This is a genomic window from Sphingobium yanoikuyae, assembly GCF_034424525.1.
Classification (GTDB): domain Bacteria; phylum Pseudomonadota; class Alphaproteobacteria; order Sphingomonadales; family Sphingomonadaceae; genus Sphingobium; species Sphingobium yanoikuyae.
Genome location: NZ_CP139979.1, coordinates 3,211,092 through 3,224,834, shown reverse-complemented (window position 1 = coordinate 3,224,834; position 13,743 = coordinate 3,211,092). Strand labels below are relative to the sequence as shown.

Genomic DNA, 13,743 nt, shown 5'->3' with positions numbered 1-13,743 from the left:
TCTTCCTGATAGAAGTGCGGGGTAGGGGAGGACATCGCCCTTTCCGATAGGATCAGCGTCCAGCAAGATTATGTCAAAATCTGCGGGAAATATGGGAAGTTAAGGCTCGCAGTCTCCCACAGGCACCCCCGCGCTGTTGCGCTTGCCCGTCCCGCCTGTTACCGGCGCGCGGTTTATATCCCACGCCATCATTGGCCTGCAGAAGAGTCGCCCACCATGTCCGACAAGATCAATCGTATCGTCCTCGCCTTTTCGGGCGGCCTCGACACCAGCGTGATCCTGAAATGGTTGCAGCAGACCTATCAGTGCGAAGTCGTCACCTTCACCGCCGATCTTGGCCAGGGCGAGGAACTGGAACCCGCCCGCGCCAAGGCCCGCCTGATGGGCGTCAAGGAAGAGCATATCTTCATCGACGACCTGCGCGAGGAATTCGTGAAGGATTATGTCTTCCCGATGATGCGCGGCAATGCGCTCTATGAAGGCCTCTACCTGCTCGGCACCTCGATCGCCCGTCCGCTGATCGCCAAGCGCCAGATCGAGATCGCCAAGCAGCTCGGCGCCGACGCCGTCAGCCATGGCGCCACCGGCAAGGGCAATGACCAGGTCCGCTTCGAACTGGGCTATTACGCCCTGCAGCCCGACATCAAGGTGATTGCCCCCTGGCGCGAGTGGGATCTGACCAGCCGCACCAAGCTGATCGAATTCGCCGAACAGCATCAGATCCCGATCCCGCGCGACAAGCGTGGCGAAAGCCCCTTCTCGACCGACGCGAACATGCTGCACACCTCTTCGGAGGGCAAGGTGCTGGAAGATCCGTGGGAGGAAACCCCGGACTTCGTCTATTCGCGCACCGTCAACCCGGAAGACGCGCCCGACGCGCCCGAATATATCACGGTCGATTTCGAGCGTGGCGACGGCGTCGCGATCAACGGCATCGCCATGTCGCCCGCGACCCTGCTCGAAACCCTCAACGAATATGGCCGCAAGCATGGCATCGGCCGTCTCGACCTGGTCGAGAACCGCTTCGTGGGCATGAAGTCGCGCGGCATGTATGAAACGCCGGGCGGCACCATCTATCACCTCGCGCATCGCGGCATCGAGCAGATCACGCTGGACCGTGGCGCCGCCCATCTGAAGGATGAGCTGGCCCCCAAATATGCCGAGCTGATCTATAACGGCTTCTGGTTCTCGCCCGAGCGCGAGATGCTCCAGGCCGCGATCGACCACAGCCAGGAAAAGGTGACCGGCACGGTCCGCCTGAAGCTCTACAAGGGCGGCGTCTATGTCGTCGGCCGCAAGTCGCCCTATACGCTCTACAGCGAGAAGGTCGTGACCTTCGAGGACGACGCGGGTGCCTATGACCAGCGCGACGCGGCGGGCTTCATCAAATTGAACGCGCTGCGCCTGCGCCTGCTGGGTCGCCGCGACGGGCTTTGATTCAGCGCGGCACTGATGTTTCGGGGAAGGCCCCGGTCCGCACATGAGCGGGCCGGGGCCTTTCTCTTTCCTCCCCGATACAAATTGCGACAAACTATTGGGTGACATGACAAAGTTGCGGGACAAGTCTTGCCGATAAGCGACGTCAAGGATGGTCGACACGCCATCCACGACTGAACTTGGAAGGAAAGACCCAATGCTCCGCAATTTCTTCGCCACCGTCGCGGTCGGTTCGCTGTTCGTCGGCGGGCTGGCGGCCACCCATGTCGCCTTCGCGCAGGATGGTGGTCCGGGTCCGCGCGGCATGCGCGGTGGTCCCATGATGATGGCCGACGCCAACAAGGACGGCACCATCACCAAGGCGGAACTGACCGCCTCGCTCGAAGCCCGCTTTGCCCAGCTCGACGCCAACAAGGATGGCAAGCTGACCAAGGAGGATCGTGACATCCGCCGCCAGCAGCGTCTGGACGAACGCTTCGCCGCGCTCGACACCGACAAGAATGGCCAGATCAGCAAGGCCGAGTATCAGGCCGGTCATCAGCCGCGCGCGGATCGCGGCCCGGAAGCTGGCAAGCCCGGCGGCCCCGACGGCAAGCGCTGGGGCGGGCGTGGCCATGGCGGTCCCGGCCGCGGCATGATGCATCGTGGCTCAGGCGGTCCCGGCCTCGGTGACGCCGGCAAGGACGGCACCGTGACGAAGGCAGAGTTCATGGCCGGCCCGCTCGCCATGTTCGACAAGGCCGACGCCAACAAGGATGGCAAGGTCACGGCGGAGGAAATGAAGGCCGCCCGCCAGGCGATGCGTGGTCAGTGGCAGGACCGCAAGGGTCCGCCCCCGCCGCCGGCCAACTGATCGGCTGACAGCGCCGACGATCCGGAGCGGGGCTTTTCCCCCTAGCGCCCCGCTCCAGTCGATCGTCCCAAGGGGGAAGGGCGAAGGTTCCCCTGCCTTCGCCCTTCCAACCCGTCCCCCGGCATGACAGACAGGCACCATGAGCGAACGACCCCATCTCCTGCTCGTCGATGACGAGCGATCGATCCGCGAGCCGCTGGCCCAATATCTCTCCCGCAACGGCTTCCGCGTGACCGCCGTCGAGAATGCGGCGGAGGCGCGGCTGCGTCTGGCCGCCAATGCCATCGATCTCGTCATCCTCGACATCATGATGCCGGGCGAGGACGGCCTGTCGCTGTGCCGCCATATCCGCGAGACCAGCGAGATTCCGGTGATCCTGCTCACCGCCCGGTCGGAAGAGACCGACCGCATCGTCGGGCTGGAAATGGGCGCCGACGATTATGTGCTCAAACCCTTTTCGCCGCGCGAACTGGTCGCCCGCATCAAGGTGATCTTCCGCCGCGTCGCCACCGGCGGTCAGCGCGTCACCGCGCCCGACGGCGCCACCTATGCCTTTGCCGGCTGGCTCTTGAAGACGCAGGAACGCACCCTGGTCGATGCCGAGGGGGTGTCGCTGCCGCTTTCCACCGCCGAATATAATCTGATGCTCGCCTTCGCCACCCGGCCCAATCAGGTGCTCAGCCGCGACCAGTTGCTCGACATCACCCAGGGGCGCGAAGCGAACGCCTTCGACCGGGCGATCGACAACCAGATCAGCCGCCTGCGCAAGAAGATCGAGCCCGATGCGAAGAACCCGACGCTGATCAAGACGGTCTGGGGCGGCGGCTACACCCTGTCGTCGGAGGTTCGCAAACTGTGAAGCAACTGCGCCTCTGGCCGCAAAGTCTGGTCGGGCAGATCATCATCCTGGTCGCGATCGCGCTGTTCGTGGCGCAGGCGATCAATTTCGGCCTGCTGCTGCGCGAACGCAATCGGGTCGAACTGACCAGCCAGACCGCGCCGGTCGTCTATCGGGTGATCAACGCACTCGATATCCGGCCCGACCGTCGGCCAAGGCGCGGCGATCACGAGCAGGAAGAGGAACGTGACCGGCGCAATGTGGAATTTTCGACGACGCGGCCCGTCCTTGCCGGCAAGCCTCGACCAGATGTCGAGACGCGAGCCGTCGCCATGTTCGAGGATATCGGCCTGACCGTCCATTCGGTGGTCGCGACGGAAGATAGTCGCATCATGCCGCAGCGTCGCTGGGAACAGATACGCCGTCGCGCGACGGGAGAGCAGCCGGGCGATCGTCGTCTCGGCCGTCTCTCTCTGGCGGTCGAATATGAACCGGGCAAATGGGTGACCGCGATGGCCCGCATCGGCAGCCGCCCGCCGCGTTTTGGCGGCTGGCTGGTGGCCCAGACGCTGATCCTCTACGTCATCGTCCTCATTCCGCTGCTCTGGATGGGCCGCCGCTTTGCCCGCCCGCTCAAGCAGTTGACCGGCTCCGCCCGCCAGTTCGCGAAGACCGGCGCGGCCGATCCGGTCGAGGAAAGCGGGCCGGGCGACGTGCGCCAGCTCACCACCGCCTTCAACGCCATGCGCGCGCGCATCATCGCCATGCTGGACGAGAAGGACCGGATGCTGGGTGCCATCGGCCATGATCTGCGCACCCCGCTCGCCTCGCTGCGGGTCCGCACCGAATCGGTCGAGGATGAGGGCGAACGCGCCCGCATGTCGGAAACGATCGAGGAAATGAACCGGATGCTCGACGACATCCTCTCGCTCGCCCGCGCCGGCCGCAGCAGCGAGATGGCGCAGAAGGTCGACCTGACCTCGCTCGCCGATGCCGTCGTGGAGGATTTCATCGAGCTGGGATCGCCGGTCGACATGATCGACAGCGATCGCGCCGTCGCCTTCGTCCGTGCCCAGCAGATCCGCCGCGCGCTGCGCAACCTCATCGAAAACGCGATCGTCTATGGCGACCGCGCCCATGTCAGCGTCCAGCATCAGGACGGCATGATCCGCATCATCGTTGCCGACGAAGGCCCCGGCATTGCCGAGGACAAGATGGGCGAGATGATGGAGCCCTTCACCCGGCTCGAAGGCTCGCGCAACCGTGAGACCGGCGGCGCTGGCCTCGGCCTGGCCCTCGTCCGCGCGATCATGGCCGAACATGGCGGCGCGCTCCAACTCGCCAACCGCCCCGGCGGCGGCCTCGAAGCCAGCCTCGTCCTCCCCGCCTGACTAGGCCATTCCTCCCCAAGCGTGCTTGGGGAGGGGGACCGGTCGCGTAGCGAGTGGTGGAGGGGCACAGGCCCGATGGCGCAGCGTCGGAAAATGTGGCCCTAGCTCGCCAGCGGCCGGATCATCGCCGGAGTCTCCACCGCGACCGGCGCCACCGGGGGCAGGTCGGGCAGCGCCTTGTCCACCGTCACCGGCTCGCCGCTTTCGACCAGCGCGATCGCCTCGGCCTCATTCGCCACCGCCGGCGGCGATCCGCGCAGCGGCATGCCGGCCGTCTCGCGCACCGTCAGCATGGTCAGCAGGCCGATCAGCGCCGCACCCATCAGATAATAGGCCGGCACCAGCGGATCGCCGGTCTTCTGCACCAGCCAGGCGGTGATCAGCGGCGTCGTGCCGCCGAACAGCGAGACCGAGATGTTGAACGCGATCGACAGCGCGCTGTAGCGCACCGGCGTGTAGAAGAGCGCGGGCAGGGTGGAGGGCATGGAACTGGTGAAGCAGACCAGCGCAATCCCCAGCAGCATCAGCCCGAGGAAGATCAGCGCGTCATTGCCCGTGCCGATCAGCAACATGCAGGGCACCGACAACAGCATCAGCGCGACGCAGGCGCCGATGATCATCGGCCGCCGGCCCAGCCGGTCGCTGAACAGCCCGCCCACGACATTGAGCGGCATCATCACCAGCATCACGATGATGATCAGCAGCAGCCCCTTGGTCTCGGCATAGCCCATGGTGACGCTGAGATAATTGGGCATGTAGGTCAGCAACATATAGTCGGTGACGTTGAACACCAGCACCAGCCCGACGCACTTCAGCAGTTGCCGCCAATGCACGCGGAACAGGGTGCCAAGCCCCGGCCGCTCGCTTTCGCGCGCGTCGATCTGTTCGCTATAGGCCTGGAATGCCGGCGTTTCCTCTAGCTTCAGCCGCATATAGAGGCCAAGCAGGCCCAGCGGCCCGGCGACCAGGAAGGGAATACGCCAGCCCCACTCGAGCATCTGCGCGTCGCTCAACGCCATCTGCAACGCGGTGACGGTGCCGGCACCGGCGATATAACCGCCCAGCGTCCCGAACTCCAGCCAGCTGCCCATCAGGCCGCGTTTCCGATCGGTCGAATATTCCGCGATGAAGGTCGCCGCGCCGCCATATTCGCCGCCGGTCGAAAAACCCTGCACCAGCCGCGCGGCCAGCAGCATCAGCGGCGCACCGATGCCGATCTGGGCATAGGAGGGGATGAGGCCGATGGAAAAGGTGCCGACCGCCATCAGGATCATGGTCATCGCCAATATCTTGTGCCGGCCATAGCGATCGCCCAGTGGCCCGAACACCAGTCCGCCCAGCGGCCGGACCAGGAAGGCGACGGTGAAAGTGGCGAAGGTCGCGATCAGCTGCAGCGCCGGATCGCTCGACGGGAAAAAGACATGGCCCAGCGTAACGGCGATATAGCCGTAAACGCCGAAATCGAACCATTCCATGGCATTGCCCAGTGCTGCGGCGCCGACGGCGCGGTTCAGCAGGGACCGGTCGACGACGGTGACATCATCGACTTCCAGGTCGCGGCGGCGCTTGAACCAGCCGAAATGGGTGTGGCGCGCGGCATGCGCGGCAGATGTGGACACAGTAATCTCCCGGCCCGTCCAGGCGGGCACGCGGGGCGCGCCTCACAGCCATCGGACAGGCAATGTCGGCCGATAATCAGGGCCTTGGAACGTTGCGACGCCGCATGGGGCATCAAGCGAGGAGGGCCCCATATAGGCAATCGCCCGCAAAAAGGTGCAACAAAGGGGCAGGCCGTGCCCGCATGGGGGTGAGCCGACCCCGGCCTGTCCTATTGGCGCATCATGGCTTATGCTGCGTCGCGATGGGATTTCGGGCGGACATGACGAAGCAGGGGTTGGAAACAAGATTTCCAACCCCTGCATCAAAATTGCCGAATGTGCGGGAAATATGGGAAGTTAAGGCGGTGATTTCCTATTTTGCCGCCCCGACTGTCCGCCTCAATGCTTGCCCGGCTTGGACGATGTCCCGGCCGCCGTCGGGTTGATCAGCGCCGCGCCGCTGGGCAGGCCGGTGCCGCCCATGTCCAGCTTCTGCGCCTGTTCCCGCGCGACCCGCTGCGGATCGTCCCGCTCCTTGATCGCCGCCTGGGTTTCGGGATCCTGCGCGTCATCCTCGTCGGCCGAGGCATTGCCGCCACGGGTCCAGCCCAGGATGACCGACATGCGCCGGTTGCGCGGATCATAGGCGTCGGTCTTCACGAACGGTTCGCGATCGGCGACCCCCTCGATCCGGGCGAAGCGGGCATTGGGAATGCCGGTTTCGGCGAGCGCCTTGCGGGTCGATTCCGCACGGGCCGACGACAGCATCCAGTTGTTCATGCTCCGGCCCGACGCATAGGGCAGGCCATCGGTATGGCCGCGCACGATCAGCGGATTGGGCATGGTCGCCAGTGCGTCTGCGACCTCGGCGATCAGCGCCTTGGCTTCGGGCAGCAACTGGTCGGTGCCCGACCGGAACATCGCGAAATCCGCTTCGTCGATCAGGTCGATGCGCAGCCCTTCGCGAGTTTCGGTGAAGCGGACATTCTTGCGCAGCCGGGCCAGGCCCTTCTTGGACATGCGCTCCTCGAGCTGCTTCTTGATATTCTCGAACTTCTGCCGGTCGGCCGCGCGCAATGCCTTGCCGCCCTGGTCCTTGGTACCGGTGGCGTCGCGCGGGATGGTGATGGCCAGGTTGCCCTGACCACCGGTGGTCGGGTAATTTTCCTTCGCCATCAGGCTGTCGCCGCCGAACATGCCGGTGGACCCGGCCGAATTCATCTTCAGCTCGACCAGCGTCGGCGTGAAATAGTCGGCCAGCGCCTTGCGCTGCTTTTCGGTGGTCGCACCCAGCAGCCACATCAGCAGGAAGAAGGCCATCATCGCCGTCACGAAGTCGGCATAGGCCACCTTCCAGGCGCCGCCATGATGGCCGCCATGCCCTTCGACGATGATCTTCTTGACGATGATCGGCCGGGGTTCGGGCTCGTTCGCGCCGCGCTTCTTCTCCGCCATGGCTTATTTGTTCCGCATGCCGTCGAACACTTCGGCAAAGCCGGGCTGGTTCGCATGGATCAGGCTGGAACGGGCGGCCTCGATCACCAGCGGCTGCGGATGGCCGTGCAGCGAGGCGATGATGATCTGCTTGACGACATGATAGATGGCGCCGTCCTGCTCGATCACCGCGCGGCAGCGATTGGCGAAGGGATTGACCATGCCATAGGCGAGCAGCACGCCCAGGAAGGTGCCGACCAGCGCCGAGCCGATCATCGCACCCAGCACCGAAGGCGGCTGGTCGATCGAGCCCATGGTCTTCACCACGCCCAGCACCGCGGCGACGATGCCGAGGGCCGGGAGAGCGTCGGCCAGGCCCTGGAGATTGTCGGCGGGCTTGAGCGCTTCATGATGATGGGTCTTGAGGCTGTTATCCATCACTTCCTCGACCGCGTGGGGATCGAGCGTACCGGACGACACCACGACCAGGCGCAGCGTGTCGCTGATCAGGTGGATCAGCGTCTTGTCCTTCATCAGCTTGGGATATTCGCCGAAGATGGGCGAGGTGCCCGGATCCTCGATATGCGGTTCCAGCGCCACCGGGCCTTCGACGCGCAGCGTCTTCATCAGCTTGCTGACCAGGAAGATGCAGTCCAGGAAGTCCTGCTTCTTGTACTGCGGCCCCTTGAACACCTTGCCCAGGCCGCCACCCAGCGCCTTCAGGTCGGAACCCGAATTGCCGATGATCAGCGCGCCGACAGCGGCGCCGCCGATGATGATCATTTCGTGGGGCAGGGCGTGCAGCACCGGTCCGATGTCGCCCCCGGTGAAGATGAACCCACCGAAGACCATGCTCAAAAGCACGACAAGGCCGATGACTGCAAACATGTTGATCCCCGAAAATGCGCCTGGAGGCGGTGGCTCCGTCGGCGCCCCGTGGCGCCAGTCCCTTTCTGGTTAATACGGACTGGTTACCGTCCCCTTTAGGACGGCGACGCTTTTTCGCCGCCTTTAACTGATCAGGTCGAACAGGGTCTGCTGGTTGATCCGCGCAAAGGCGGACTGGGCCGCCTCCAGCTGCAGCAGCTGCGCCTTCACGTTCGAAATGACCGTGGTCAGATCGGCCGATTCCAGCGTGTCGCGCCGTTCCGACAGGTTGATGTCGACATCGGTCAGCCGCGTGCCGATCACATCCAGCCGGTCGGCGCGCACGCCCTGCTTGGCGCGCTCCACCACGACCCGATTCTGGCCGATCTGGATCGCATCCAGCGAACTGGCAAGGTCGGTGTCATTGCCGCCCTCGACCGCGTCGATCGCCTTGCCCAAGATATCGTCCAGCGACATCGATGTGCCGTTGACGTCGATATTCTCGGAAATTTCCTGCTTGGTGCCGACCACTGCCAGGTTGAGGCCGCGGCTCACCGGCACCAGTACGCTCTGGCCGTCGTCGAACACCGACACGCCCTGATAATCCTTCTGGTTCAGCAATTCGCCGACCGTGGTGCGGATCGTCTTCAATTCCTCGGCGATGGCGGCGGCGCTGGTGTCGTTCAGCGCGCCGTTGCGCGCCGACGTCACCAGTTCCTGCGCCCGCGTCATCAGATTGTTGATTTCTTCCAGATTGGCTTCGGCATTGCCGGCGCGGGTCGTGCCATAGCTGACATTGGTCTGCCAGGCCGACTGCTGCGCCTGAGCGCGGCCGATGTCGGACACCTGGACCCAGGCGAGCGCGTCGTCCGACGGCTTGTTCAGGGTGATGCCGGTCGAAATCGAGGTCTGTCCGTCGACGATGCTCTGCGACAATTGCTGTTGCCGGCGGATCTCGGCGAGCATGATCTTGTTGGTGATGCCTACCATGTCTCAGCGTCCTTCCGTCACATGATCTGCAGGATCGAATCGACCGTGTCCTTGGCGACCTGCAGGATCTTGGCGCAGCCCGAATAGGCCTGCTGGATCCGCAGCAGGTCTGCCGCCTCCATGTCGAGATCGACCCCGCTTACCGCTTCGCGCGCGGCGACCGCCTGGTCGCTGCGGCTCTGGGCCGTGGTCTTTTCCGCCGTGCTGGCAGTCAGCAGATTGGCGTTGCTGGTGATCAGGGTCGTCCAGCCCTGTTCGACGCTGCCGCTGCCGCGCAGGGTCGATGACACCGTCAGCAGATTGCCGTTCAGCGTGCCGTCGGCCGACTTGGTCGCGAGAGCATCCGGCTCCACGTCCAGCGCGACCAGCGTCGCGGCGCTGCCGCCATAGGACAGCAGCGGCACGCCGCTGGCGCCGGTATCGGTATAGCCCTGCGCATGCCACTCATTGACGTCGGTGGCGAATTGCTCGGCCAGCGTGTCGAGGCTGGCACGGCGTTCGGCGGTGGTGTCGGCCGATGCGAACAGCCCGCCCAGCGTGCCGTTCGACGGGGCGGCGAGCGCCGTGCCGTCGGACAGGGCCAGCGACAGGCGCCCATCGGTGGCGGACGCGGTCACCGCGACCGACGCGGCGGTGTCGCCCGATACCAAAGTGGTGCCGTTATAGCTGACCTCGGCGCTGTCATGCGCGCCGAAGCTGATCGTCACATTCAGGTTGGAAGACAGCGTCTGCAGCGCGGAATCGCGGCTGTCGAGCAACTGGGCATAGGCCGACGTGCCCGGCTGCGCGCGCAGCAGGCTGTTGTTGATCGCGGCCAGCGACGACAATTGCTGGTTGATCGTCTGGGCCGACGCCTGCGCCTCGGTATTGATGCCGGTCGATATGGTTTCCAGATCGGCGGCGGTCTGGCGGAAGGATTCGGCGACGCGGCCGATGCTGTCCAGCGTGGTGACGCGCAGCGACGTGTCGCTGGGGCTCGCCGCCAGCTTGTCCAGATTCTGGTACATCGTCGTCATCAGCTGGCCGACGCCGGTGGCGGTGTCATTGAGCGCGGTTTCGATGTCGGTCTGCCAGCGCACGCGCGCGTTCGCGCTGCCCAGCGCCATGGCGGTGATGCGCACCGACGCATCCAGATAGGGGTCGGTGCCGCGATTGATGCTGGCGACCTGGGTGCCGCCGAAATTCGCCTTGGCGACATAGGTCGCCATGGTCGCGGTCGACGATCCCGATTCCACCGTCGTCACCGACCGGCGGGCATAGCCGTCGGTGCTGGCATTGGCGATATTCTCGGAAATGGCGGCCATCGCCGTGCGATAGGCCTTGGTGCCCGACGCACCGATGATGAACAGGTCGCTCATGCGCCCTCAGCCGTGGTTGCCGTGCCGGTCGCGGCCGTGCTGCCGGTCTGGGCCGGGCTGTCGTCCTTCACGCGGGCGCCGAACTGGTGCATCAGCAGTTCGGCGATGCCCATCGCGCCCTTGGTCGACATGGCGTCGGCGGTGCGCGCATCGGCCATGTCCTGGAATTGCTGGGTCGCGCTCGAATCGGTGATGCCCTCGGCCAGGCTGGCCGATCGCATCGCGCCGATCATCTGGCGCAGGAACACCGCTTCGAACTGCTGCGCCGCCTTCTGCAGCGCAGCCTTGGTCTCGAAGGGGTTGGACGTGCCGCTCGCCGCGGTTGCGTTCGATACCTGCATCACAACACCACCAGTTCCGCTTTCATCGCGCCTGCCTGTTTCAGCGCCTCAAGGATCGCGACCATGTCCGCCGGGGATGCCCCGATGGCGTTGACCGCCTTGACTATATCGGCCAGCGACGCCCCACCTTTAAAATTGACCATCGGTTTTTTCTGTTCGTCGATGCTGATGTTCGACGATTGCTCGACGGCGGTCTGGCCCTGGCTGAAGGGCGCGGGCTGGACGACGCGCGGGCTTTCATTGACGCTGACGGTCAATTTGCCATGGGCGACGGCGGCCGGATGGATCTTCACCGCGCCGTTGATGACGACGGTGCCGGTGCGGGCGTTGACGATCACGCGGGCCGGGGCATCGGCGGGCGTGATCTCGATATTCTCGATCATGCCCATCATCAGGATGCGCTCCTCGGCACCCGGCGTTGCGTCGATCGCGACCGACACGGCATCCATCGCGCGGGCGCGGCGATCGCCGAAGGTCTTGTTGATGCCGTCGGCCACGCGCAGCGCGGTGGTCAGGTCGGCTTCGGACAGGTTGAAGGTCAGGGTCGGCGCGGTGTCGAAGCCGGTGGCGACCGCACGCTCGACCGTCGCCCCTTCGGGGATGCGGCCGGCCGACGGGATGTTCACCGACACCTGGCTGCCATCGGCACCGGACACGCCCAGGCCGCCAACGGCCAGATTGCCCTGCGCCATCGCATAGATTTCGTTATCGGCACCGCGCAGCGGCGTCATGATCAGCGTGCCGCCACGCAGCGACTTGGCCTTGCCCATCGCCGACACGGTGACGTCCAGCCGCTGGCCGGGCTTGGAAAAGGCGGGCAGGTCGGCCGTCACCAGCACGGCGGCGGCGTTCTTGAGCGCGGGGTTGACGCCGGCGGGCAGGGTCAGGCCAAAGCGCGAAACCACGCCCTTCATGCCCTGCACCGTATATTCGATGCTGTCGTCGCCGGTGCCAGCCAGGCCCACTACGATGCCATAGCCGGTCAGCTGGTTGGGACGGACGCCCTGGAAGGTGCCCAGATCCTTGACGCGTTCGGCATGGGCCGGCGCGGCGATCAGCGCCAGCAGCGGCAGGAGGAAGCGGAACAGGCGTGTCATGGCGGTCCGGGTCTCCATCAGAAGGGGCTGATCATCGAGAAGAAGCGCTGCAGCCAGCCCTGGCGGCTGGCGCGGGCGATTTCGCCCTTGCCGGTATAGATGATCTTGGCGTCGGCCACGCGGGTCGACAGGATGCGGTTGTCCGGGCCGATATCGGCCTGGCGGACCAGGCCGCTGATCTGGATGAACTCGTCGCCGCGATTGAGCGTCAGCGCCTTCTCGCCCTTCACCAGCATGGTGCCGTTGGGATAGGCGGCCGCGACCGTCACGGTGATCTCGCCGTTGAGCGCGTTCGACTGGGTCGCTGCGCCCTTGCCGGTGAACGTGTTGTTGCCACCCATAGCGATGTCGCTGGACGAGAAGAGCTTGGACAGCGGGCCGGTGGTCGGCGGGTTGAGGCCGATCGAGCCGCTGCGGTTGGTGTCCGCGCTGTTGCTCTTGGTCGCCTGGGTTCGTTCGACCAGCACGATGGTGATGATGTCGCCGACATTGCCGGCGCGCGCGCCGCTGGTCAGCGGCGTATAGCCGGTCGACACCTGGAAGATCGAGCCATTGGCCTGCGGGGCCTGCGGCTGGGCGATGACGGTCGGCGCATAATATTCGCGCTCGACCTCGCGCTTCTTCTTGGCAGCGAAGGCGGGCGACGCGGCCATGGAGACCATGGCGAGGGCGACGAGCGAGGTGGAGAGCGCGCGCATCAGTCAGCTCACATATTCTGGTTGGCGTACTGGAGCATTTCGTCCGTCGCCTTGATCATCTTGGAATTGACCTCATAGGCGCGCTGGGTCTCGATCATGTCGACCAGTTCCTCGACGATGTTGACGTTCGAGGTTTCCAGATTGCCCGAGCGGATGAGGCCGCGGCCTTCGAGGCCTGCGGTGCCGACCTGCGGCGTGCCGCTGGCGGCGGTTTCGACCAGCAGGTTGCCGCCGATCGACTGAAGCCCTGCCGGGTTCATGAAGCTCGCCAGTTCGATCTGGCCCAGCTGGGTCGGTTCGCTCTCACCCTGCAGCGTCGCCGACACGGTGCCGTCATTGCCGACGGTGACCGACGTCGCGCCCTGCGGCACGGTGATCTGCGGGATCAGCGGCAGGCCGTCGCTGGTGACGACGGTGCCTTCGGCGGTGACGCTGAAATTGCCGGCACGGGTATAGGCGGTCGAACCGTCGGCCTGCTGCACCTGGAAATAGCCCGATCCCTCGATCGCCATGTCCAGCGCATTGCCGGTTTCCTGCAACGTGCCCTGCGTGTTGATCTTGCTGGTGCCCTGCACCGAGACGCCCGAACCCAGATTGAGGCCGGTGGCGAACTTGTTCTGGCTGTCGCTGTTGGCGCCGGCGGCGACGATCTGCTGATAGGCTAGCGTCTCGAAGTCGGCCCGGTCCTTCTTGAAGCCGGTTGTGTTGACGTTCGCCAGGTTGTTGGCGATCACGCGCATCTTCGTGTTCTGCGCGTCAAGGCCGGTGCGGGCGACATGAAGGGCGGCGTTGGTCATCGTTCAATCTCCGTGCGGCTCCCCGAAAGGATGCTCATGCGTCG

The 13,743-nt window shown here is 65.1% G+C and carries 13 protein-coding genes; 4 read left to right on the top strand and 9 right to left on the bottom strand.

Annotated elements, in window-relative coordinates; genetic code table 11:
- The first annotated feature begins 216 nt into the window (after positions 1-216).
- The 4 genes from U0025_RS14950 to U0025_RS14935 all read left to right on the top strand — a co-directional run bounded on the left by U0025_RS14950 (position 217) and on the right by U0025_RS14935 (position 4,519).
- A complete protein-coding gene (locus U0025_RS14950) occupies positions 217-1,437 on the top strand; it encodes an argininosuccinate synthase (RefSeq protein WP_004208222.1) in 1,221 nt (406 codons plus the stop codon).
- 196 nt (positions 1,438-1,633) lie between these two features.
- The gene (locus U0025_RS14945; RefSeq protein WP_004208221.1) at positions 1,634-2,290 is read left to right on the top strand and encodes an EF-hand domain-containing protein; all 657 of its coding nucleotides are present in this window, start codon (positions 1,634-1,636) and stop codon (positions 2,288-2,290) included.
- A 139-nt stretch (positions 2,291-2,429) separates the two neighbouring features.
- The gene (locus tag U0025_RS14940) at positions 2,430-3,149 is read left to right on the top strand and encodes a response regulator (protein WP_004208220.1); all 720 of its coding nucleotides are present in this window, start codon (positions 2,430-2,432) and stop codon (positions 3,147-3,149) included.
- Positions 3,146-4,519: a sensor histidine kinase gene (locus U0025_RS14935; protein WP_004208219.1), complete on the top strand. Its 1,374-nt coding sequence runs from the start codon at positions 3,146-3,148 to the stop codon at positions 4,517-4,519. The genes U0025_RS14940 and U0025_RS14935 overlap by 4 nt, the downstream gene beginning before the upstream one ends.
- A gap of 101 nt (positions 4,520-4,620) precedes the next feature.
- Here U0025_RS14935 and proP read toward each other — a convergent pair whose 3' ends face one another.
- The 9 genes from proP to flgG form a co-directional block, all read right to left on the bottom strand.
- A complete protein-coding gene (gene proP, locus U0025_RS14930; protein ID WP_037490453.1) occupies positions 4,621-6,138 on the bottom strand; it encodes a glycine betaine/L-proline transporter ProP in 1,518 nt (505 codons plus the stop codon).
- Between the two features lie 378 nt (positions 6,139-6,516).
- A complete protein-coding gene (locus U0025_RS14925) occupies positions 6,517-7,572 on the bottom strand; it encodes a flagellar motor protein MotB (RefSeq protein ID WP_004208217.1) in 1,056 nt (351 codons plus the stop codon).
- A gap of 3 nt (positions 7,573-7,575) precedes the next feature.
- Entirely contained in the window at positions 7,576-8,439 is an 864-nt protein-coding gene (gene motA / locus U0025_RS14920; protein WP_004208216.1) for a flagellar motor stator protein MotA, read from the bottom strand.
- A 123-nt stretch (positions 8,440-8,562) separates the two neighbouring features.
- Positions 8,563-9,408, bottom strand: coding sequence for a flagellin (locus U0025_RS14915; protein WP_004208215.1), 846 nt, complete (start codon positions 9,406-9,408; stop codon positions 8,563-8,565).
- A gap of 17 nt (positions 9,409-9,425) precedes the next feature.
- Complete coding sequence (flgK, locus tag U0025_RS14910) at positions 9,426-10,766, bottom strand: flagellar hook-associated protein FlgK (RefSeq protein WP_004208214.1); 1,341 nt, start codon at positions 10,764-10,766, stop codon at positions 9,426-9,428.
- A complete protein-coding gene (locus U0025_RS14905; protein ID WP_004208213.1) occupies positions 10,763-11,107 on the bottom strand; it encodes a rod-binding protein in 345 nt (114 codons plus the stop codon). Before U0025_RS14905 ends, flgK begins: the two co-directional genes overlap by 4 nt.
- Entirely contained in the window at positions 11,107-12,222 is a 1,116-nt protein-coding gene (locus U0025_RS14900) for a flagellar basal body P-ring protein FlgI (protein WP_004208212.1), read from the bottom strand. Before U0025_RS14900 ends, U0025_RS14905 begins: the two co-directional genes overlap by 1 nt.
- Positions 12,222-12,902: a flagellar basal body L-ring protein FlgH gene (locus U0025_RS14895; RefSeq protein WP_004208211.1), complete on the bottom strand. Its 681-nt coding sequence runs from the start codon at positions 12,900-12,902 to the stop codon at positions 12,222-12,224. The genes U0025_RS14900 and U0025_RS14895 overlap by 1 nt, the downstream gene beginning before the upstream one ends.
- An 8-nt stretch (positions 12,903-12,910) precedes the next feature.
- A complete protein-coding gene (gene flgG, locus U0025_RS14890; protein WP_004208210.1) occupies positions 12,911-13,699 on the bottom strand; it encodes a flagellar basal-body rod protein FlgG in 789 nt (262 codons plus the stop codon).
- Positions 13,700-13,743: the final 44 nt, after the last annotated feature.